Raw genomic sequence first — 21347 nt, forward strand, 5'->3', positions numbered from 1 at the left:
ATGATGAAAAAGTTGCTGCAAAAAAATCTGCAAACGATTATATGGGGAATCCTGATTGTGGTATTACTTACCAATACGGGTGCAAAAGCATGGGTACTGAGTCGGTTAATGGATCTGGGGATATTTAATGCACACATACAGGATAAACCGGTAGGGGAGTTGACCGCATTTAATTACAGGGATGCCGGTACAGGAATGATTTTGAATACGTCTTCGCTGAAAGGAAAGGTCGTGTTCATTAATTTCTGGGCATCCTGGTGTCCGCCATGCCGTGCTGAATTTTCATCTGTGCTATCTTTGTACAACAGGTTTAAGAATAACCCGCATGTCGCATTCATCCTGATTAATGAGGATGATGACCTGGCAAAGGCAAATGCTTTTTTACAAAAAGAAGGGGTTGGCCTGCCTGTTTATAAGGCATTGGATATATTGCCTGCAGTGGTATATAATGGCACATTACCAACTACTGTCATCCTGGATAAGGATGGCCGCATCAGGTATCATCATGAAGGAATAGCGAATTATGCGAGAGAGGACTTCGCTGATCAGATGAATGAGATCATTCATCATTAGCAAAAATGAGCGGGCAGCAGTATTAGCAAATAGTCAACATGATCAGCGTTTCTCTTAACCTCTTCAGCGAAAATGGCTTTTCTATTACACCGTCCGCCCCTGCATCTCCCGCCAGCTTCACAATATCCGGATTTGCCGACAGCATGATCACCGGTACGTTTTTATATACTTCACATTGCTTAATGTACCTGCACACCTCCAGCCCATCTGTACCGGAAATATTCTTATCCAGTATAAACACATCCGGCGCTTCAATATCATTGTTCATGATTTTGTCTCCACTATCCAATAATATCAATTCATATTCACTGTTCCTGAACGCGACTTGAAAGGCTTCCCTGATCGGTTGATCGTCTTCCAGTAATAATATTCTTTTCATAACTCATCTTTTCGGATAGGTAACGTAAAAGAAAATGTGAAGCCGTGTCCGAACCTGCTCCGAGCCGAATTGGTCCTATTGCGCCGTCCAGTGATCCGTGCCGCCACATGTAGCCCAACACCTGTGCCAGGATAGAATGGCATCTTGTTGGTGATGACCCGGAAGAAATGGTCTGCAGTCTTTGCAAGGTCCTCTTTTTGTATACTATAATCGTGTTCTTTAATACCCGCCCTTTTACCGTCCATATACCATCTCTCCAAAGTAATGTGTTCGCCTGTTTGGACTACTGTGTCATATATCCTCTGCTGATAAGTATCTGTGCCTGGTGTCAGGTAAACAGCCAGCTTGCTGGTAAACTTGTTTAATCCGGATTGTTTTTCAAACGCGGGGTTCGCTTCCGTCAAGCGAAGATCAATTGTTTTTTTATTCTCATCAATTATTTTGTATACACAGAAACGCTTATCCATAACATGAAGGATGGAATGGTACCAATCCGTGGTTTGATGCATCAGCTTGTCTTTTATGGTTTGCCGTTAATTGTAGATGCGAGCCACCGAATGTTATAAGAAAAGCGGGATGTTACCGGGCGCTGCACTGCTCGCATGTATTGATTTCCGTCTGATTAGTCACTAAGGTAACATAAAGTCGGGGGAATTCCTTGTAAATGCAGTTTCTTAAAGAATGGAGTTGAAGTATCAATTAAATGATTCGCGGAAAGCGAGCGGAGACATGCCGGTTTTTGCTTTAAAGATCCTGCTGAAAGACTGTGGGTGTTCGAAGCCGAGTTCGTAGGCAATCTCGCTGACAGAAAGATTGGTAGTAGAGATCCGCTCTTTTGCGACCGCGATCAGCTTGTCCTGTATATGTTGTTGGGTATTGCGGCCTGTTGTGATGGTGAGAAGCGAGCTCAGATAATTTCTGGAAAGATGTAGTTTATCTGCGATCTGTTGTACAGTTGGCATACCTGAATGGATGAGGTGCTGGCTGGAAAAGGCTTCATTCAGCAGCGCATCCAGTCTGTCGAGTACCTGGTGATTCGCAATTTTACGCGTCAGGAATTGTCTGTGATAAAAGCGATCCGCATAGTTGAGGAGTGCTTCTATATGATTGATGATGATATGCTGGCTGAATTTATCCATGTTGCCCTGGTATTCCTGTTGGATGTTTTGCAGGATGCCGACGATGATAGTTTCTTCTTTGTCCGACAAAAAGAGGGCTTCGTTTACTGCATAGTCAAAATATGCGTATTTGCTGATTGCTTTTGCCAGAGGAGTATTCCAGAGAAAGTCAGGGTGAATGAGGAGCATCCAGCCTTTTACGTCATTGCCATCACCTGCCGCATCCTGTCCCATACCGAATACCTGTCCGGGAGACATGAAGTAGAGAACGCCCTGGTCGAAATCGTAGCGATGCTGCCCATATTTCAGGTGAAGGTTGAAATTCCGTTTGAGGGCGATGACGTAGAAGTCGAAGATCATGGATTGGGCGACTTCGAGAAATTCATCATTGACCGCTGTGAGTTCCAGTACACTGATCGACGGGTGCATGGGCGGTGGAAATTTCCTGAGCCGATGTAGTTCGCTGATGGAATGGATACGGAAAGGTGATGCGCTTTTCATACAATAAAGTTACAAGATTAATGGCCATTGAGTGTACCGAGCACAGTACCCATGTTACTTTGTACCCAGTGTTCCACATATTTGTCGTTTTCAAGACGGATAATTTCGATGGCTTCGAAGCTGATCTGGTTGTGGGTAGGAGGAACCCCGAAGAGGTTGCCGGTGTGGAGGCCGCTGAAGGATTTGTGAGTTACAACCAGGTCGTTTTCGGCAATCTGCCTTAGCACAGTTACTTTGATGTTGGAGAGACCGCCGTGGAGCGCTTTCAGGAAGTGATGAAAGCTGTCTTTGCCATTCGGTGCACCGGGTTTGGCCGCATGATTGATGACGTGGTCGGAGACGAAGGTGTCTACGGCGGAGGGGTTGTATTGTTCAATGGCGGATTTGTCAAACTCGTTGATGATGGATTTGTTTTTTGCTAAGCTCATGATGATTAATTTTTGTGAGACAAAGGTCGGGCGGAGGGCACAGTGGCGCGTAACCAGATGTAAGGAGTTTGTAACCGGATGTATGATCGTGGTATTTTTTTTATATCTTGAACTTTGTCAAAAGTTTATTTCATAGAGGCCCTTGCAATACAGGTGCTTTTGCAAAAGCAATTACCATGTCAGAACTGAGTTCTTTGTTTGTAAAACTCAAAATTAAGAAGGAAAACCTTGACCGTTTTTTTGCCGCACCCTTAACTACACCGGCGGTGGATAAAGACTGGACTTCCTGGTGGGATAGCCGGGAGATGTATTCGAAGGCCCCGTTAGAAAAGATTCCTACGGGATTTCAACCAACAAATGGTGCCGTGTTTCAGTCATTGCTGGATGATAAACAGACGATGAGTGAGGTGAAGCAGGAAGCAGGCATGTATTATTTTGTCAGTGTGTTTTTTAGCGAGAATTATTATGAAATTTTGCCTATGCTGGCGATATTGAAGAGTATTGCAGGGTATATGGAGGAGGGGGACGAAGGGGTGGCGTTTATTTATGATTTTTTCTGGGGTGGGCAAGGAGTGTTGGCGCACATGGAGATAACGGCGGGGAAGGCTGTGCTGAAGGAGACGAAGCATACGTCTGAGATTAATAAGGCGTTATTAACGGAAGCGAATGAAAGGATCCAGCATGTCTTAGATAATGTTCCAGAAGATTATAATGACTAGGAGAGTGAAGCATTGCTACCTGTTCGGTCTTGATGTGCAGGAAGGGACGGTAAAACGGAATGTGGATGCAATAACACCGGGGCTTCGGGCAGACTGGTGATAGGGAATGAGATGACAATCCCCTTCCGAAACGGAGCAGGCAACAGATAATGTTTGGAGAAGCGGTTGTAAATGCCGTGCGGGTAATACAGTTTTTGTCACTTTGATTACAATAGTATATTTTAGGAATTGAAATCAGTATACGGTTACATGAAGTCAATCTCCGAACTTGAAAATATGCTGGCAATGGAACTTTCTCCTTTTACAACAGGAGAGCGTTCTGTTGCCCAGCCATCAAAATATTATAATGAGCCATTGGGCGATATTTCCTTTATTTTAGGCGGCATCGTAAAGGCGCATTTAAAAGAAAAGCATGCGGAGTGGTTTGTAAATGGGAAATGGATCGATGATACTTTAATAGAGACATTTACATGTAATCAGCAGATTATAGAAATGTCCGGTGTCGTTATCTGGGGGCTAAGTGGGGATACGGAGCAGTGGACAGATCCTTTCAGGATTGTCATAGAATTTTCGGATGAGGAAATTGCTAAGTATACAATCTTGTTTGGGGATGTATTGAGGGCTTCTCTAAAGTTTACAGACTTTAAATATAACAGAGATTACTGGAAGGGAAGCGAGATGGATTGGGATTATATCATATTTAAGAAGGTCGGGTAATTTTGAACTATAAATCCGGATAGTAATGTATCGTGAATTAGCACCATCAGAAGAGTTGAAGCCGTTGATCAGGTGTTTTTGGATGACTTCCAATGAAACGGGTGCAGCCCTTCAATTTACTACCCTTCCGGATGGATGTTTGGAACTGGTGGTGTTTTTTGAGGATCGGGTGCTGAAAGACGTGTCGTTGTTTGGTATTCAATCTGCGCCTTATGATATAGTAATGCCGGCAGGTGAGTGGAAGATGGGAATACGTTTGACACCGTTGGGCAAAGAGTATTACCTGGATCAATGTGAAACGTTAGCGCGGTTTGGCGTGTTTGCGAATATACTTCATAGCGATTGCCTTCAGCATTTTGCGGCCCTGGTAAGTGCGGATATAAAAAACATGGTACAGGTGGAAATGATTGACAGGAGGAAATTGCTGTTATTCGAGCAATTGGAAAAGACGGCCGGGGATATTGATGTAGGCACGCTTTCCAGTCAGTCGTTCTGGAGTGCCAGGCAGATCAATCGTTATCTCAATAAGATATTAGGGATTCCATTAAAAAGCTATAGCAGTATTTTAAAGTGCTATGCTGCCTATCAGAAGATCAAAGCCGGAGATCTTAACCCGGATCTCGGGTTTTATGATCAGTCGCATTTTATCCGGGAGATCAGGAAGTATACCGGGACGACGCCGAAGGTGTTGCTGAAAAATGAAGCCCAGCGATACCTGCAGTTGAATGACCCAGGTTAATATTTTTATTTTGAAGGATAGCTGTTTATGGCTGGCACGAGAAATTTTAAACAGAACTGGCGCTACTAATTACCCTGCGTTTAAACCGAATCTGCAAGTAGAACGCTTTTAATTGCCCTGCGTTTAAACCGAATCTGCAAGTAGAACGCTTTTAATTGCCCTGCGTTTAAACCGAATCTGCAAGTAGAACGCTTTTAATTGCCCTGCGTTTAAACCGAATCTGCAAGTAAAATACTTTTAATTGCCCTGTGTTTAAAAGATATACCTACACTTACCTCACTACTCAGCAATTAAACGTCCGATTTTTCCTATTTCGCGGTTGGCAGGTAGGTTAATTTTGTGCCATCACTTAATTACAATTATAATTCAATGCGGTTAAATCATATCAATCTGGTAGTGACGGATGTCGCTAAGGCCGTTCGTTTGTTCGAACATCACCTGGGGTTTACCTGCCTGGAGAACAGGAAGGACGCGGTTGCAGTACTGACAAATGAAGACAATTTTGTGTTGATCTTTTGGGCCTCAAAATTGAATAAGACTGCAACGGTCAGTTATCCTGAAAACTTTCATATCGGTTTTTATCAGCAGGATAAGGACGCCGTGATGAAGATCTATGAGGGCCTTATCAACGAAGAGGTTACTTTCGAAAGCGAACCCCGGAAGCTGAGGGATACCTTCGGGTTTTATTTCCACTTTGATAAGATCATGATAGAGATCAGTGTATTGCCCGCTTAAGGCAGCGCCTGTATCCACAGAAAGATACAGGCGCTCTTCTTTTTGTACAGTACAGGCTGGATTACCATGGGATGTTTTTATTTTCCCAGCTGGTGTAGGTACCGCCCGGATCATCTGGTCCAAACAGTGCGACTCTCACGACCTCTCTTGATCCATCCTCCACCGATTCTGTTCCCGCGAAATTATTCAATGCTGTACTTGTAAAGCCAGGTGATACCAGGTTTACCTTAATACCGTCATTCTCATGTTCTATCATCATACAGAGGGCCATGATATTCATTGCACTCTTGGACCCGGCGTATGTCGGCGTAAACATTTTCCTGTAGGGAAAAGAAGGGTCTGCATTCAGCGCCATTGACCCTACGGAACTTGATACATTTACAATACGTGCATCAGCAGAGAGCCGCAGAAGTGGCAGCATGGCCTGGTACACGGCCAGTGGACCAAATACATTTGTTTCCCAGATAGTGCGTACTTCATCGAGTGCTACAGTACTGGTTCCATACAGGGTGGCATAGTTTTCCAGCGAGAACTCGTGTCGGCCTGAGTTTGAAATGGCGGCGTTGTTAACCAGCAGATCAAGCCGCCCGAATTCGGTACGAATACGTTCCGCGGCGGCGGCAACAGAGCTGGCATCAGTCACGTCCAGTTGTATCGGGATGGCACCTGCTCCAATCTCATTGTCAGCAATTACGCCTTTGTCAAAATTGCGGGCCCCCAACAGAACCGTGACACCATTGGCGACAAGTTCTTTTGCTACCTGTTTACCTACTCCCTGGTTTGCCCCGGTTACCAATGCTATCCTTTTGTGCGAAATAGTTTCCATTATTTACATGTTTTATGATAGCACAAAGTTGAGATACAACGCATTAATAACTGTAGGTGAAATGAGGCTTCTTGTAGTTGAAACGGGTTAATACCGGATCGTGCACACTACAGGGAAATGGTCAGACGGGAAACGCAGGTCTTTTGAATCTGTTAAGACGGCATAGTCGAGTACTTCTATACGATTATTTACAAATACAAAGTCGATTCTGCCTTCTGTAACTACCTGGGTCCAGTTATGGTATTTAAAATCCTGGAAGGTACTGTCCGGGCCGTAAGGGGGTGTTTTTGATACCAGTTTGGCGTCTCTGAGCTGTTTTACGATAGTGCCGTATGCGCTGGTCGCCGGATTGGAATTAAAATCACCGGTGACGATCACTGGTGTGCTGCTATCAGATAACTCATGCATTTTTTTTAAGATCATCCCTGCTGCATTTTCTCTGGCCTGTACACCTTCATTGTCGAAGTGTGTGTTGAAGAAATAAAACGTTTTCCCGGTTGCTTTTTCCGTGAGATGAGCCCAGGTACAGATACGGATATAGGCGGCATCCCAGCCTTTTGAAGGAACCTCAGGCGTGGGTGATAACCAGAAGTTGCCGGATTGCAGCAGTTCGTACTTATCTTTATTATAAAAGATGGCAGCAAATTCGCCTCCTTCTTTACCATCGTTCCTGCCCACACCTACGTGATGATAAGTGCCCATTGCATCCAGGTCCCGCATCTGATCGATCAGGGCTTCCTGCACACCAAACACATCGAATTTGTGATACCTGATCAGGTCGCGGACCATGTCTTTGCGATGGGGCCATGCATTGGCGCTGTCGTAGGCAATATTGAGGCGCAGGTTGAAGGTGGCTACCTTCATAGTGCTGATCTGCTGGTTGACCAGGTGAGGCGCAATTGCCTGTTGCCAGATACGGTAGCCTACAGGTTTCATGTGCAGCTGATCTTCTTTGAAGATATCCGGTTTGAGCGGCATCATTTTGCTATATACATCTACAAAGGAAGTATTGGGTTGTTTAGAAAGATATTGCTGAATAGCCTTGTTACTCTTCACCATTTCAGGCAATAGCCTGACCCTGCTGGGACTTGGTTTAATGGAAATGTAGGTGACAGGTACGTTCGGCATTTTAGCACGGATCATGGAAAATAGTGTCTGGAATCGTTTCAGTACCATTGGCGCCTTTACGGTATCGGAAGCGAGATCATTTTCTCCGCAATAAATAACGATCTGTTTTGGGTGATAGGCAAAAATGATATCATCAGCATAATGGATGACATCCATCAGGTTCGAGCCACCAAAACCGCGGTTGATGATCTTATGTCCCGGGAAGTAGTTATTGACATCCTGCCAGTAAGTAAAGGAAGAACTGCCAATGAAGAGTATTTCATTACCCATAGGAACGTCAATGGCGTCTTGTTGCTTAAATGCCTGGATGTCGTCGTAATAAGGATAATGCTGTTGGGCATAGCTATTGCCAAACGTGCAGATGCAAATAATTGCAGCCAGAAATTTTCTCATGGAATATACTTTAGTATATAGTGATAGAATACTATAAACTTACCCCATGAAAGTTGAAAAAAATCTATTTAGAACTACGTGAACGCATGATAATAGTCGTGCTATCTCTTTTTACCACTTCGGTGTTCAATACAGTAGAAAGTACGAAAAGTGCGTCATCCAGCGAAGAAATGAGGATCGGCCCGTTCACCGTTCTGTTACTGAGCGCAGGATCTTCCATAATTATTTTCTTACCGAAATTATCTTCGAGATATACAAGGATATCACTTACTGTAGGATCCTGCAGGATCAGGCGCTGGTTTTTCCATGCACTGAATTTCTCAGGGGAAGTGCTGGATGTCTTAGATCGCTTTTCCTGATCATTATACGAGACGATCTGGCCGGGTGTCATGATGATGTCCTGTTCTTTACCGCTGGCGAAGGAAAGTTTGATTTTCCCGCTTTGCAGAACGATTTCTGTTTTGCGGCGCCGCTGCCTGATATCGAAGATAGTACCCAGTACGGTAACCGTCAGGTCTTTTGTGTGTACGAGGAACTCTTTATTATTATGCGCTACATTAAAGAGGGCTTCCCCTTCCAGCCAGACTTCCCGTTTGCTGTAGGTGATCTTTGAGTTGGCATTCAGGTCTACTTTTGATCCATCCGGAAGCAGGACCTGTTTTATTTCTCCAAAGCCGGTGCTGGCTATGAATTGCTCGGCACCCTTTTGTTGCAGGAGGTACCAGCCTCCTGCAAGCAATAACGCACCTGCTACTACGGCTGCTGCCCTGAGCAACAGGCGGCGTACGCCGGACCGGCGTTCTGGTATTGCCTGTATGAGTTGTAATTGTTTCTCCCAGGAGTTGGCGATTGCTTCGTCTGATGGTGTATGGGTCACAAACGAAATGTTTTGCAGGTATAAGCGGGCGTTCTCTATGGTTTCCTTTTGTTGGGGAAGCGCAGCGATCACCTGTTGCCAGAACGCATCCAGATCTGCTGACGGCTGGTATACCCATTCCTGGAAATATGCATCCGAAAGAAAATCGCTTTCCTTATAATCAACATATTTATATGTTATAGATTTTTTATTCATTCTATTATATATAGTATCAGGTATCGCCGATTTTACCCCAAAGGAATCAGAATATTTTTACCAAAAGTAAATATTCAAATAATAATAATAAGATTGTAAACTTTTCTTTCAGGGCTGAAAGGCTTCTAGCCATGATCTTATAGGTGGCTTTGACAGAGATATTGAGGATGGCGGCTACTTCCTTGTACGAAAGCCCTTCGTAATACATGAGGAAGATAGCTTCCAGCTGTCGGCCCGTTAGTGTTTTAATGGCCTTCTGCAATTTATTTTGCAGCTCCTCATTCAGCTCATTGCTGACGATCACGTGCTCGCTGGAAAATTCGTATGCTTCTTCGGCTGACTGGTTAAACACTATTTTATCATGCTGCCTGATCTTTTTGATAAGAACGTACCTAAAGGATGAATAGAGATAATAATTGGGCGCGTCTACATGTGATAATTTATCCCGTCTCTTCCACAGATCAAGAAATACCTCCTGTATACTGTCTTCTATAAGATGAATGTTGGTCGTAAACTTCCTGCCGTAATTATAAAATCGTTTGTAATATTCTTTATACAGTCCGGAGTAGGCGTCGATATCGCCATTCATTAGCTGTTTGAAATCCGGATTGTCCATTTTTGTAGTAGTCGTTGGTGGAATAAGGATGCAAAATTATAAAAAATTGCATACCACCCATTTTAAAGATGGTTTGTTATGTTAAGTAATTGTTATCGACATCTGCTTCTGAAAAAGAAGAGGGCTAAATAAATGGCTGATTGTCATTATCTTGCGGAGCTTATTTTGAAAGGGTAAAACAATACGTGTATTTTGTACGCTCATTATAGTAGCGAAAAAGTTTTCAGATGGTGGGGTAATTTTTTCGGTATCCAACACTTCTCTGCAGATGGAGCAAATTCCACTTTACCTAAATGAAAAAAAATCCAACTATGACGCTGCGCTATTTTAAGCGGTTGCTTGTGTTACTGTTACTGACTGTCGGGAGTCAGGCGTATGCACAAAAAGCTGTCCCTGTAATTGACGCCTTGAAAGCTATCACCCGCGAGTACAAAACAGATTTTGTCTACGATCCGCAGGTAGTAAAGAAAAAAACAACCACCTACAACATCAGCAACTTCGGGGGAAAGAAGCTGGAAGACGTATTAAAAGGAGTATTGTATCCTAATGATCTTGTATTTCTGTATGTAAAACCTAATTACTACACTATTGTAGAAAAAGATAGGGTAGGCGAATACCAGGCTCCTGTAAAGAAAGCGGGCGAAGAAGAAAATCATGCCGCACCGGTTGCGCAGAAGATCAGGGTAGGCGGTATCATAACAGATGGTACACAGCCTATTCCTAATGCGACTGTTTTAGAGAAAGGCACTGGTAACGGGGTGATGGCGAATCCTGATGGTACTTATGCGATCACCGTGGCGGGGCCGGGCGCGACATTGGTATTCTCACTGGTAGGTTTCATGACGCATGAGGAGGTTGTAGGCGACCGTACCAGTATTGACGTAAAACTGGATGCTGCCACCAAGCAACTGGGTGAAGTTGTGGTAACGGCGCTCGGAGTAAAGCGGGATGAAAAGGCACTGGGTTACGCGGTGCAATCTGTAAAAGGGAACACACTGCAAACTGTAAAGGGTGTGGATATAGGTACTTCACTGACGGGTCATGTTTCCGGTCTGAATGTAAAGAACTCAACAGAGTTCAATGGCACGCCCACGCTGGAGATGCGTGGGGAGACACCCCTGCTCGTTATCGATGGAGTACCCTACGGAAATATGACCATGCGTGATATTCCTACCGATGATATCGAGAGCATTAACATGCTGAAAGGCCCTACTGCTGCTGCATTATACGGCTCCCGTGGTGCCGCGGGTGCAGTCATGATCACCACGAAACGCAGTAAGGAAGACCGGCTCACGGTAGATGTAAACAGCAACACCATGGCTAACATGGGATATCTTGCTATACCTAAGGTACAGACTGCTTATGGGCATGGTCTGGATGGTAAGATCGCTACAGACTATGTGTGGGGGCCTAAACTCGATATAGGGCAGACGGCTACGCAGTGGAACCCGGTGACCAAACAAAATGAAACCTTGCCCCTAGTATCAAGCGGTAAAAACAACCTGAAAAACTTTATGCAGAATGGGCTGATCACCAACAACAGCATCAGTGTGACAAAAGGTGGTCAATATGGTTTTTTCAGAGCCGGGTTGAACCATATTTATAATAAAGGTCAGTTCCCTAACCAGAAGCTCAACATCATCAACTATACCATGAGCGGCGAAATGAAAGTAGGTGAGAAATTCACCCTTGAAAGCCACATGGGATACACCCGTACCACTGCCCCTCAACTGTGGGGTAGCGCCTATAATCAGCAGGGATATATTTACCAGATCTTAATGTGGACAGGGCCGGACTATGACATCCGTCAATATAAAGATTATTGGGTAACCCCTGATCAAAAGCAGAACTGGTTGTATACTTCCTGGTATGATAATCCCTACCTGATTGCTTACGAAAAACTAAGAAGCACTGAGCAGAATAAGATGAATGCAAGTTTGTCCATGACGTACAACTTTACAAAAGATCTGAAGCTCATGTTCAGAAACGGATATGATTATTACAAGAATGAAGATATTGTCCGTAATCCTGCAGGTATCAACTCTACCAGGGGGATCACTATCGGCAATACTTTCGGATTTGACTGGAGTGGTAAAGGTTTATATGGTCAGAATCAAAGCTGGGGAAACAGTATCAACAGTGACCTGTTGCTGACTTACAACAAGCAGGTGAAGAAATGGAATTTTGATGCATTGGGCGGAGCCAGTATTTTCTATTATAAACAAAGAGAACAGGGTGCCAGGACAAGAAACGGGTTGGCAGTTCCGGGCTGGTATTCGCTGGCGAATGCAGTACCATCTACTACTGCTGGTGTGGATGGTATTATTAATAATTACGGTACCTGGGCAAAGCAGACGAACTCACTGTATGCAAAGGCAACGCTTTCCTGGAACAGCGCAGTTTTCCTGGATATCACAGGAAGAAACGACTGGAGTTCTACACAGGCAACCAACAATCGTTCCTACTTCTATCCATCTGTAGCAACGAGTGTGCTGATGTCTGAATTTATTAAGTTGCCTGCCTTCATTGATCTGTGGAAAGTAAGAGGTTCCTGGACGATGACTAAGACACCGCTGGATGTATATGCCAACAACCTGGCTTATACTATTAATAACAGCTGGGGTACATTGAGTGCTACCACACCCGATAACCTGTCAGGCAGTAACCTCCTGCCTACGACTACGAGAACATGGGAGTTCGGTACTGCGGCTTATTTGTTTAACAAGCGCGTGCATGTAGATATCGCTTACTTTACCAAGTTGTACTACAACAACCAAATCTCTCAGACACTGGCCCCTTCATCAGGCTATGCCACTACACTGATCAATACTGCTGAAACCTATGCACGCCGCGGTGTGGAGATCACGGTAGATGGTACGGTGATGAAGAAGGGGAAATTTATGTGGAATACTATGGTGAACTTCTCTACGCAGAACAGGTATTTCGTAGATATTGACCCTGTATACTCCGCGAAAAACCTGTGGACGAAAAAAGGAGGACGTAAGGATGTATTAGCTTATACAGAAAAGGCACTCAGAGATCCTCAGGGAAATGTGATTCACCAGGCAGGGCTGCCTATGCTGAGCAGTTATACGCAGCAATATGGTTATACTGATCCAAATTTTGTATTCGGTTTCATTAACAACTTTACTTATGGTAACTGGAACCTGGGCATCAATATCGATGGCCGTATTGGTGGTAAGATGTATGATTACATCTACGCCAAGATGTTTGATACAGGATCCAACCCAGAAACAGATAACAGCCATCGGTATGATGAAGTGGTAAATGGGTTAAAGAATTACGTGGGGAATGGTGTGAAGGTAACAAGCGGCCAGGCCACGTACGACAACTACGGCAGGATCACCAGCGATACGCGTCAGTATGCGCCGAATGATGTGGCGGTGAGTTACCAGGCTTATGCACGTAAATGGGGTAACTCTTACGAGAATGGTGTGATGAGTAAAACGTTTGTGAAGGTGCGTGAAATCTCTCTGGCCTATGTGGTACCACAGCGCTGGTTTGGTAAGTCAGGCATTAAGAATGCGTCGTTGGCGCTGACTGGCCAGAACCTTTTCCTGTTCACCAATTTCAAATTCTCAGACCCGGATGTTGACACCGAAAATATGAATGCGCCTGCGCAACGTATGGTGGGTATGAATATCAAGGTTGGCTTCTAAAACTATACTATCATGACTAAGCATACATCTAAAATAGCTGTAATGGCACTGGCGGCTGGCATTGGTTTCAGCAGCTGTACAAAAAAATTCGACGATATTAATACGAACCCTGATAAGGCGACTTCCGCTTCGTCAGAGTGGCTGGCTACGAATATTCTTACCTCCGTGACGTCCGGTGATATTTCGTTTAATAACAACTTCCGCCAACCATACACTTTGGGCAAATACATTGGTTGGACCGAGAAGGTGAGTGATTACCAGTATAATAAAATGGTGAGGGTCGATTTCGGCCGGTTGCTGGTGTTAAGAGATGTAGCGCCGATGATAAAAAATGCAGCTACTGCCGAATTGAAAAATACGTTTGATGGTTTTGGGCATTTTATTCGTGCGTGGCAGTTTTTTCAGACGACGATGCAGGTAGGGGATATTCCTTATTCAGCAGCCATACAGGGTTCTACAGGAGTGATACAGGCAAAGTATGATACCCAGAAAGAAGTGTTCAAGGGTATATTACGGGAGTTGGACCAGGCAGATTCCCTGTTGACCAATGCAGCCAATTTTTCCGGTGATTTTATTTATGGTGGTAAAGCCGATAAATGGAGAAGGCTGGCAAATAGTTTCCAGTTGTATGTTTTAATCAATCTGTCAAAGAAGACCAGCGATGCGGAACTGGATGTGATCAATAAGTTTAAGACTGTGGCAGCAAGGCCTTTGATGAGAGATTATAATGACAATTTTGCGGTTACTTATACCGCGTCTGCCGGGTATGCTTATCCCTGGAGTAATACGGCGGCACAGCTGAATTCCTTCCTGGATTATCCGGTGTTGTCTGGTTATTTATTGGATCCGATGAAGGCATCAGCTGATAAACGTTTGTTTTATATGGCAGAGCCTTCCCCGGCACAACTATCAGCAGGAATGTCAGCGTCAGATTATAATGCATATCTGGGAATTGATCCGGCAGATGAATTGGGTGCAATTGTGACTAGTAAAACGAATGGAAAGACCTGTGCGGTGAATAAGCGGTATGAGGCGTTGTATAATGCGGAGCCGGTGGGATTGCTGAATTATTGGGATATACAGTTTATACTGGCAGAAGCGACCGTGCGGGGATGGATTTCTGGGACTGATGCGCAAACTTATTATGCGAATGGCATAAAGAGTCACATGAATTTTTTAGTAGCACATACACCCGATTCTTACGCGCATGGTATGGTGATGGATGATGCATATATCAATGCATTCCCTGCTTCAGTCGCGTTGAGTGGAACGGTGGATAACCAGATCAAACAGATTATTACGCAGAAGTACATAGCAGGGTTTTTCCAGAACTCAGATTTTAATGCATGGTATGAGAACAGGCGTACAGGATACCCGATATTTACGTTGAATGCAAATACGAACCTGAATACACCGGCGTCTGCATTCCCCTTGAGGTGGATGTATCCGCAGAAGGAGTTGGATTATAACGCAAAGAATGTGACGAAGGCCCTGGCAGATCAGTATAACGGGAATGATGACCCTGGTAGTGCAATGTGGTTATTGAAGTAAGCAATAAATGAAAAGCGCCTGTATCGTTCTTTGGATACAGGCGCCTGACATCTTATTCATTGGATTTGCGGATTATTCTATACAGGATCATTTATCTGAACTTTATCTCAAATAAATAAGGCCATTGTTTGCCGGTTACAAGGAAGCTTGCCCTGGCGCTATCATACGCGATACCATTCAGTACATCTTCGTTGGGATCTGGTAACAGCGTAGGATTGAATACTTTGCCACCCTGAGCGAAAATATCTGTCAGGTCTGCCTTTGCCACTACACGGCCGGTTTTTGCATCTATTTTCAGAATGTTATTTGTCATGAACTGGTTAGCGTAAATAAACCCGTCCACATATTCCAGCTCATTGATGTTATCTGCCGGGCCATTCTGATCAGTTACACCCAGGGTCTTTTTTACCTGAAGGGTGTTCGGATCCAGGAATTGCAGGTTGGAAGAACCGGTGCTGGCAATGAGGTTTTCACCGTCGTGTGTCAGCGCCCAGCCTTCCCCGGGCCATGGGTATTCGGCAATTTTCTTAAAGGTATTGAAGTCGTATACAAATACCTTATTGCTACGGTAGGTAAGTTGGTATATTTTGTTGTCAAAGATCGCGATCCCTTCCCCAAAGACAGTTTTGTCGATATAATGTTCCCTGACAGGTTTGCCGGTGGTCAGGTCGATTTCGGCAAACTTGCTGAACCCCACGCGACCTGTGCTTTCAAAGAGTTTGTTGTCGTGCACTAACAGTCCTTCAGTATAGGAGGACGTGTCGTGTGGAAATACGTTGACAACTGTATAATCCATGAAGGCGGGGCCCACTTCGGCAAAGGTCGTGGTAGCGGTAGTCGCCGGCGTTCTGGAGCGGTTGTCACACGCGGTGAAAATGGCCGTAATGGATACAATTACACCTAATACGAATCGACTATTCATGATCATAAATCCTAAACTTTAATTTGTCCCGGAAGTGTAAGATAGTATAATTAACAGCACTCAACACATGGAACCTGGGAGAAAAAGGAAGGGACTATACAGGTTGTAAAAAGATAATGAGCGCCGATTGCTTGTACGGGCCGGTTTGTGAAGGGAATGTTGGTGGTTGCTGCCGGACGGGAGGCTGGTATAGGTAGATGTGCGGGCGCTTGATGGGTATATAAGGCTTCGGGGAAATCGTTATTGCAGAAAAAAAGGGGGATTTAACGTCCCCCATTTATCATTTATGATATTTTGTATTTCGCGCATCGTGGATCACTCCTTTCCAATCCAGTCCATATCCGAAATCGTACTGATGGCCATCCGCATCTTCATAACACGCCATATCATACGGTACATCTTCATTTTGTTGCTCCACTGTTGCCATATCCTTTGGCATCTGTAAGGGTAATAATCCTGATGGCGCCGTCTTACCTGAAATGATCTCCATCAATGCACTGGTAGATACACCAAAATGTACCAGCAAGCCATCTACCTTCTTTTCAAATTCTCCAAAGACCATTGGTTTGCCCACATTTACCACTACGATCACCGGTTTTCCATTCATTACCGACCTGGTATCCAGGATCGCCTGTAAGTCCATAAAGTTACCTGCAGTTACCACCTTGTCCCTGTACGACCTGTTTTTGACCGCCGGTGCTACTACAGGATCGCCTGCTGCAATACTTTGTGCTCTTGCATCTGTCGCCTTGTACAGCCCATATTGCAGGGTGATAGGCACATATCCGTTGCCGCCGGCTTTCCTGTCATCTGCACTATAACCATTGTCGCTACTCTGTGGGCTTGATACAAACACGATGGCAAAATCGGCTTTATCAGGGGAGTCCGTGATATTGTAGTATTTCTTAATGGTATTCGTATCTACGGGATAATCAAAATGAGGTAAGGTGGCGATTCCCCACCAGTTCTTTACCATCGGGTAATAGATCTTTGGAATATAAACCGTTTTCCGGCCATTTACAGGCAGTACATTGGCATGATTCTTCAACATGACCACAGACTTCAGCTGTGCATCAAAACCGGCTTTCATATAGTCAGGATTGCCAACAATTGCCTTACTCCTTTCAGGGTCCAGGTATGGGTTCTCAAATAGCCCTACCCTAAAGATATTTTTCAGCAAACGAATCGCTGACTGGCGGAACCTGTCTTTCATAAATGCTTCGCCGTACTCCTTTACACCCATTTGGTAGGCTGCCAGTACGGGTTTTATATCATTATTCCCGCCAAATTGGTCAATACCCGCCATTATTGCCTGGTAGTGCCTTTCGTCCACTGTTTTTGTTTCCATACCCCATGGTTTCCCTTCAAATACATCCGGGGCGGCACCCTCATTTGCCGTGATGAGCCAGTCAGTGCAGATCACGCCATCGAAGTGATATTGTTTTCTAAGCAGATCAGTGAGCAGGTACCGGCTATATCCATTGCCTACATTATTCCCCGCCGGGTCAATGCCATAGGAGATTGTGTAATAAGGCATCACTGCGGCCACTTCTTTGGTTTTGCCGTTTAACTGCAAAGCGCCTTTTACAAAAGGATCCGTGTGTGCGGAAAAGTTCTTGCCGGGATATACTGCAAATTTGCCATAAGCGAAGTGGGCATCCCTGCCGCCTTCTTCGGGGCCTCCGCCGGGCCAGTGTTTTACCATGGCATTGACACTCGTCCAACCCCAGCCGTCTTTGATCTCGTCGGTGCCGGTAGCCGTCTGAAAGCCATCGATATAAGCCCGGGCCATATCAGTAGCTAAAGCGGGACTTTCTCCAAAGGTGGAAATTAACCGGTACCACCGGGGTTCTGTCGCCAGGTCGACTTGTGGTGACAAGGCAGTGGTGATACCTAAAGCCCTGTATTCTCTGGCGGCGATGCTACCGAATTGCTGTACGATACCGGGATCAAAGGTGGCTGCCAGTCCGAGGCCATCCGGCCATTGGGAGATGGCGCCGCCGGCACCTGCATTAAATTCTGCATTGGGCTGTGCGACGTGCCGGGGATCGGAGCTATTGTTGGCCGGAATACCTAATGGTAATCCTTCGGCATACGCCTGTACATTGTTGTTCCATGCAGCTGCTACTGCGGGATTCTCTACTGTCGTAATGAGGATGTGCCGCAGGTGATCATTTTTCAGGAACTGTTTCTGCTGGTCGCTGATAGCCGAAGGAGCGGCTCCACTCTTACTGAACGGCTGACCATTATAGGTACCGCTCGCGAAGCCCGATTCATGAGCGGGGATGGACTGGTGAAGACTGTACAACATGAGTCCTGCCATCTGGTCGATTGTCATTTGTGCAACGAGATCTTTGGCCCGCACGTCTACCGGCAGGCGCCAGTCCTCGTATTTATCCAGTTTGCCGTTTTTATTCAGGTCTTTAAAGTGCAGTTTCCCCACGGTGAGGATCTTTACTCCGGAACTACTGCTGTAACCCAGTTCAGGGCCTTTAGGATTGCCAACCGTCAGATGGTCCTGGCCCTGTACAGGCATCACTCCCAGTAAAAGTGATAATGTGAAGATTCCCTTTATCATTGAGTAGGATTTTTTTCATGTAAACGTAGAACCAGCGGGCATCGGGTGTTAATGCCTCATGCTGAAGCAATGATAAAGATATTTTCTGAATTTTCAAGGGAAATGTGTCAGGAACCGTTTTTTAAAGAGCATCAGATTGACCCGGAAGAAGTCGTAACACATAGCGATCACCAGTATACCTCCGGCGATATAGAAGCAATGATAACGGAGTTTTATGAATGCAAAGCCACCTATGATGCCGCCGAGGAGGAAGAACAGGATGATGGTGACCCTGAGGACGATCTTTTTTTGCACCCGGGGTGCTTTCATGTAGGCTGCGGCGAGGTCAATGCCCAGGTCTGTAAACATGCCGGTAAGGTGAGTCGTTCTCACTACAGAACCCGAGATGACAGATACTAAAGCGTTTTGCATACCCATCGCAAAAAGCAGGCTACCGGCAAAGTATTCTGTCTTAACGACACTTTTATCGAAGGTGTGGCCAAAATATCCGACGGCGCAGAGGATTATGATCTCTATCATAATAGGAACGGTATATGCACCTGTCTTGGCCAGGTAAAGGCTGGAACAGAATGCACCAGACAGGAAGAGTACCAGCCATAGGGCCACCATTCTTACAGCCCGAAGATCTCCTTCAGTAAGTTTTACTGCCAGTAAGGCGGCATGCCCGGTAATATTGGTGGTCAGCACGAAGAAGCCGAGGAAGCCGGATGCATTGACAAATCCGGCGGTTAAACAGAGTAGTACTGCTAATCGGATATTTTGTTGAAAGCTTCTTTTTGGTCCCCGGTGTCTGAACATCTTATTCTATTTTGATCCAGCAACTAAACAATGTGTCTACATCACACTTCACCATTTGATAAGAGGCCGGAATTCTTGTATGCGAACTCTGATAGGTAGCGATGCGTGTACCTGCAGGCCTTGTATCCAGTAGGTTGTAGAGGTATCCTGCGTAATATTCGTATAAACTTTCAGAATGGGCGATGGTGTCGTCTATATGCAAACTTTCGTCTACAAGGTTTTCATAGAAGGGGTTGTAGAAATAGAAATGGTCGAAGGCAGAGAAATCGAGTTGGGTAAAGTCGCCATGTATGAAAGAAGCATTGGTGATACCGAGTTCCTGTTGCACCTGGGTTGCGATAGCGACCAGCCTGCTTCTTTGTTCTATACCATAGAAATGACAATCGGGTACATAATAGCCAGCGTTCAGGCAGAATTTACCTACCCCGGCGCCGATATCGAGAATACTCGCTCCGGGTGTGGCACCCAAAAAAGCAGCAGCCTGTCGGGCAATCTCTATAGGCGTCCAGTGCAGGTAGGATATGCGTCGGATTTGAAGGGGATATAGTTGATCGAATTGTTTATCTGTAGAAAAGATCTCTTCCTTAGTTGTATTGATTATCATGCGCTGTCCTATAATAAATTGTACCTTTACTTAGCTTGCAAAGGTACCAACTTTGCAGGGCTGTAACTATGCAAGTTGTCAATTTGAAAGTTGATAAAAATTAACTTTTATGAGTTTAAAGGGGATATTTCCGATAGATAAGTGGATTTTTCGCTCCAGGTCAATAATGGAGAGTTTATCTGCCGAAGAGATGGACAGGCTGTTATCGGATATGGTAGAGCAGGTATATAAAAAGGGGCAGATCATTTTCAGGGAGAATAACCCGGCGTTTGGTATTTATTACATCAAGCAGGGGAAAGTAAAAAAATACAAGCAGGATAGAAACGGGAATGAGCATATTATTTATGTAGCCAATGAAGGAGAATTGATTGGGTACCATCCCGTGCTGGCCGGGGATACGTATCCTGACTCTGCTGCTGCGCTGGAGGACAGCAGGATTGCATTTATACCCAGAGAGGTGTTCCTGTCGGCGATGGAGTGGGCACCCAATTTGTCAAAACATTTATTGAGCGCGCTCAGCTATGAATATAGCGTGCTGGCAAACAGTCTGTCGATTGTGGCAAAGCATTCGGTGAGAGAGCGGTTGGCGATATCTTTGATCGTATTGAGAGAAAAATATAAAGTGTCGGAGCAGGATACGAATGATGTGTCTATTAATATTTCCCGGAAGGACCTGGCAAGTATGACAGCGACAACGGAGGAAAATGTGGTAAGGATACTGAAAGAGCTGAAGGATGAGGGGATTGTAGGCACGCAGGGGAGAAAGATTATTATCCATGATGTGAAGGCGTTGGTGCAGATGGCGAATTATCAGTGACGAACTGGCTGCATATTCGGTCATCAGTTTGAGATCATTGAGAATATGGCATGCGGATGTCTCGTTGAATAGTCATTTCCTGAGTAATATACATATTGTTAGCCCGGTTCAAAAAAGTGAAGTGTTTTTATTTCCCCCGGGGTAGGGGTACTGGTTGCTTTCGGTACTTTATTATGAAATCAAAAACCAACCAGTATGTCATGCTACCAACTCATCCTTTTACTCCTTGTTCCAACCTATGCCGGTCTACGCTTTGTATTAGAGAAAGACCTCCATCCATTCAATACGCAATATGACAGAACGGTACGTCTTTAAGCGACTATAGCTCCGGGCATCTGTAGTGTCTGACTGCAGGGGCCCCTGGGATGGTTCCTGCAAAGAGACGATAGGCGTCTTCAGCAAGGGCAAATGGGGCCACGTGCAATCATGAATGATACGATCACTGCGTATGAA

20 protein-coding genes are annotated in these 21347 nt (G+C 45.0%); 8 read left to right on the forward strand and 12 right to left on the reverse strand.

From position 1 onward, the window contains the following. Entirely contained in the window at positions 1–573 is a 573-nt protein-coding gene (locus tag ABDW33_RS15055; RefSeq protein ID WP_343690896.1) for a TlpA disulfide reductase family protein, read from the forward strand. 22 nt (positions 574–595) lie between these two features. Here the strand turns inward: ABDW33_RS15055 and ABDW33_RS15060 are convergent, their stop codons facing one another. From ABDW33_RS15060 to ABDW33_RS15075, 4 genes are all read right to left on the reverse strand, one after another. Continuing rightward, positions 596–952, reverse strand: a complete 357-nt coding sequence (locus ABDW33_RS15060) for a response regulator (RefSeq protein WP_343690897.1) — start codon at positions 950–952, stop codon at positions 596–598. Further along, positions 949–1419 carry a hypothetical protein gene (locus tag ABDW33_RS15065; protein WP_343690898.1) on the reverse strand — a complete coding sequence of 157 codons (471 nt, stop codon included), beginning with the start codon at positions 1417–1419 and terminating at the stop codon, positions 949–951. The genes ABDW33_RS15060 and ABDW33_RS15065 overlap by 4 nt, the downstream gene beginning before the upstream one ends. A gap of 228 nt (positions 1420–1647) precedes the next feature. Continuing rightward, the gene (locus ABDW33_RS15070; protein WP_343690899.1) at positions 1648–2571 is read right to left on the reverse strand and encodes a helix-turn-helix transcriptional regulator; all 924 of its coding nucleotides are present in this window, start codon (positions 2569–2571) and stop codon (positions 1648–1650) included. 17 nt (positions 2572–2588) lie between these two features. Beyond that, positions 2589–2999 (reverse strand): ester cyclase, encoded by a 411-nt coding sequence (locus tag ABDW33_RS15075; protein WP_343690900.1) that lies wholly within the window; start codon positions 2997–2999, stop codon positions 2589–2591. Positions 3000–3175: 176 nt separating this feature from the next. On the opposite strand from ABDW33_RS15075, the gene ABDW33_RS15080 reads away from it, so the two are divergent. The 4 genes from ABDW33_RS15080 to ABDW33_RS15095 all read left to right on the forward strand — a co-directional run bounded on the left by ABDW33_RS15080 (position 3176) and on the right by ABDW33_RS15095 (position 5909). Beyond that, the gene (locus ABDW33_RS15080; RefSeq protein WP_343690901.1) at positions 3176–3718 is read left to right on the forward strand and encodes a hypothetical protein; all 543 of its coding nucleotides are present in this window, start codon (positions 3176–3178) and stop codon (positions 3716–3718) included. Between the two features lie 249 nt (positions 3719–3967). After that, positions 3968–4435, forward strand: coding sequence for a hypothetical protein (locus ABDW33_RS15085; RefSeq protein WP_343690902.1), 468 nt, complete (start codon positions 3968–3970; stop codon positions 4433–4435). A gap of 25 nt (positions 4436–4460) precedes the next feature. Beyond that, positions 4461–5174 (forward strand): AraC family transcriptional regulator, encoded by a 714-nt coding sequence (locus tag ABDW33_RS15090; protein ID WP_343690903.1) that lies wholly within the window; start codon positions 4461–4463, stop codon positions 5172–5174. 369 nt (positions 5175–5543) lie between these two features. Then, entirely contained in the window at positions 5544–5909 is a 366-nt protein-coding gene (locus tag ABDW33_RS15095; protein ID WP_343690904.1) for a VOC family protein, read from the forward strand. A gap of 61 nt (positions 5910–5970) precedes the next feature. Here the strand turns inward: ABDW33_RS15095 and ABDW33_RS15100 are convergent, their stop codons facing one another. The 4 genes from ABDW33_RS15100 to ABDW33_RS15115 all read right to left on the reverse strand — a co-directional run bounded on the left by ABDW33_RS15100 (position 5971) and on the right by ABDW33_RS15115 (position 9944). Beyond that, positions 5971–6735, reverse strand: a complete 765-nt coding sequence (locus ABDW33_RS15100; protein WP_343690905.1) for an SDR family NAD(P)-dependent oxidoreductase — start codon at positions 6733–6735, stop codon at positions 5971–5973. An 87-nt stretch (positions 6736–6822) separates the two neighbouring features. Continuing rightward, positions 6823–8256, reverse strand: coding sequence for an endonuclease/exonuclease/phosphatase family protein (locus ABDW33_RS15105; RefSeq protein WP_343690906.1), 1434 nt, complete (start codon positions 8254–8256; stop codon positions 6823–6825). Positions 8257–8320: 64 nt separating this feature from the next. Then, entirely contained in the window at positions 8321–9328 is a 1008-nt protein-coding gene (locus tag ABDW33_RS15110; RefSeq protein WP_343690907.1) for a FecR domain-containing protein, read from the reverse strand. Between the two features lie 46 nt (positions 9329–9374). Next, positions 9375–9944 carry a sigma-70 family RNA polymerase sigma factor gene (locus ABDW33_RS15115; RefSeq protein ID WP_343690908.1) on the reverse strand — a complete coding sequence of 190 codons (570 nt, stop codon included), beginning with the start codon at positions 9942–9944 and terminating at the stop codon, positions 9375–9377. Between the two features lie 293 nt (positions 9945–10237). Between ABDW33_RS15115 and ABDW33_RS15120 the strand changes: the two genes are divergently transcribed. Together ABDW33_RS15120 and ABDW33_RS15125 are read left to right on the forward strand one after the other, a co-directional pair. Then, on the forward strand, positions 10238–13624 hold the full coding sequence (locus tag ABDW33_RS15120) for a SusC/RagA family TonB-linked outer membrane protein (RefSeq protein WP_343690909.1): 3387 nt from the start codon (positions 10238–10240) through the stop codon (positions 13622–13624). Between the two features lie 12 nt (positions 13625–13636). Then, positions 13637–15175: a SusD/RagB family nutrient-binding outer membrane lipoprotein gene (locus tag ABDW33_RS15125; protein ID WP_343690910.1), complete on the forward strand. Its 1539-nt coding sequence runs from the start codon at positions 13637–13639 to the stop codon at positions 15173–15175. 91 nt (positions 15176–15266) lie between these two features. On the opposite strand, the gene ABDW33_RS15130 is transcribed toward ABDW33_RS15125, so the two are convergent. From ABDW33_RS15130 to ABDW33_RS15145, 4 genes are all read right to left on the reverse strand, one after another. Then, positions 15267–16103 (reverse strand): glutaminyl-peptide cyclotransferase, encoded by an 837-nt coding sequence (locus ABDW33_RS15130; protein ID WP_343690911.1) that lies wholly within the window; start codon positions 16101–16103, stop codon positions 15267–15269. Positions 16104–16377: 274 nt separating this feature from the next. Then, on the reverse strand, positions 16378–18675 hold the full coding sequence (locus ABDW33_RS15135; RefSeq protein ID WP_343690912.1) for a glycoside hydrolase family 3 N-terminal domain-containing protein: 2298 nt from the start codon (positions 18673–18675) through the stop codon (positions 16378–16380). A 93-nt stretch (positions 18676–18768) separates the two neighbouring features. Continuing rightward, positions 18769–19473 carry a YoaK family protein gene (locus ABDW33_RS15140; protein WP_343690913.1) on the reverse strand — a complete coding sequence of 235 codons (705 nt, stop codon included), beginning with the start codon at positions 19471–19473 and terminating at the stop codon, positions 18769–18771. Between the two features lies 1 nt (position 19474). Continuing rightward, on the reverse strand, positions 19475–20077 hold the full coding sequence (locus ABDW33_RS15145; protein ID WP_343690914.1) for a methyltransferase domain-containing protein: 603 nt from the start codon (positions 20075–20077) through the stop codon (positions 19475–19477). Between the two features lie 109 nt (positions 20078–20186). Between ABDW33_RS15145 and ABDW33_RS15150 the strand changes: the two genes are divergently transcribed. Beyond that, entirely contained in the window at positions 20187–20894 is a 708-nt protein-coding gene (locus ABDW33_RS15150) for a Crp/Fnr family transcriptional regulator (protein ID WP_343690915.1), read from the forward strand. Positions 20895–21347: the final 453 nt, after the last annotated feature.

The organism is Chitinophaga sp. (genome assembly GCF_039596155.1).
Classification (GTDB): Bacteria; Bacteroidota; Bacteroidia; order Chitinophagales; family Chitinophagaceae; genus Chitinophaga.

Excerpts from the sequence above, each read along its gene's own strand:
- ABDW33_RS15080 (WP_343690901.1), top strand. The coding sequence starts at position 3,176 with ATGTCAGAACTGAGTTCTTTGTTTGTAAAACTCAAAATTAAGAAGGAA.
- ABDW33_RS15130 (WP_343690911.1), bottom strand. The coding sequence starts at position 16,103 with ATGATCATGAATAGTCGATTCGTATTAGGTGTAATTGTATCCATTACG.
- ABDW33_RS15075 (WP_343690900.1), bottom strand. The coding sequence starts at position 2,999 with ATGAGCTTAGCAAAAAACAAATCCATCATCAACGAGTTTGACAAATCC.
- ABDW33_RS15085 (WP_343690902.1), top strand. The coding sequence starts at position 3,968 with ATGAAGTCAATCTCCGAACTTGAAAATATGCTGGCAATGGAACTTTCT.
- ABDW33_RS15135 (WP_343690912.1), bottom strand. The coding sequence starts at position 18,675 with ATGATAAAGGGAATCTTCACATTATCACTTTTACTGGGAGTGATGCCT.
- ABDW33_RS15105 (WP_343690906.1), bottom strand. The coding sequence starts at position 8,256 with ATGAGAAAATTTCTGGCTGCAATTATTTGCATCTGCACGTTTGGCAAT.
- ABDW33_RS15060 (WP_343690897.1), bottom strand. The coding sequence starts at position 952 with ATGAAAAGAATATTATTACTGGAAGACGATCAACCGATCAGGGAAGCC.
- ABDW33_RS15070 (WP_343690899.1), bottom strand. The coding sequence starts at position 2,571 with ATGAAAAGCGCATCACCTTTCCGTATCCATTCCATCAGCGAACTACAT.
- ABDW33_RS15120 (WP_343690909.1), top strand. The coding sequence starts at position 10,238 with ATGAAAAAAAATCCAACTATGACGCTGCGCTATTTTAAGCGGTTGCTT.
- ABDW33_RS15150 (WP_343690915.1), top strand. The coding sequence starts at position 20,187 with ATGAGTTTAAAGGGGATATTTCCGATAGATAAGTGGATTTTTCGCTCC.
- ABDW33_RS15095 (WP_343690904.1), top strand. The coding sequence starts at position 5,544 with ATGCGGTTAAATCATATCAATCTGGTAGTGACGGATGTCGCTAAGGCC.
- ABDW33_RS15145 (WP_343690914.1), bottom strand. The coding sequence starts at position 20,077 with ATGATAATCAATACAACTAAGGAAGAGATCTTTTCTACAGATAAACAA.
- ABDW33_RS15100 (WP_343690905.1), bottom strand. The coding sequence starts at position 6,735 with ATGGAAACTATTTCGCACAAAAGGATAGCATTGGTAACCGGGGCAAAC.
- ABDW33_RS15110 (WP_343690907.1), bottom strand. The coding sequence starts at position 9,328 with ATGAATAAAAAATCTATAACATATAAATATGTTGATTATAAGGAAAGC.
- ABDW33_RS15115 (WP_343690908.1), bottom strand. The coding sequence starts at position 9,944 with ATGGACAATCCGGATTTCAAACAGCTAATGAATGGCGATATCGACGCC.
- ABDW33_RS15065 (WP_343690898.1), bottom strand. The coding sequence starts at position 1,419 with ATGGATAAGCGTTTCTGTGTATACAAAATAATTGATGAGAATAAAAAA.
- ABDW33_RS15140 (WP_343690913.1), bottom strand. The coding sequence starts at position 19,473 with ATGTTCAGACACCGGGGACCAAAAAGAAGCTTTCAACAAAATATCCGA.
- ABDW33_RS15055 (WP_343690896.1), top strand. The coding sequence starts at position 1 with ATGATGAAAAAGTTGCTGCAAAAAAATCTGCAAACGATTATATGGGGA.
- ABDW33_RS15090 (WP_343690903.1), top strand. The coding sequence starts at position 4,461 with ATGTATCGTGAATTAGCACCATCAGAAGAGTTGAAGCCGTTGATCAGG.
- ABDW33_RS15125 (WP_343690910.1), top strand. The coding sequence starts at position 13,637 with ATGACTAAGCATACATCTAAAATAGCTGTAATGGCACTGGCGGCTGGC.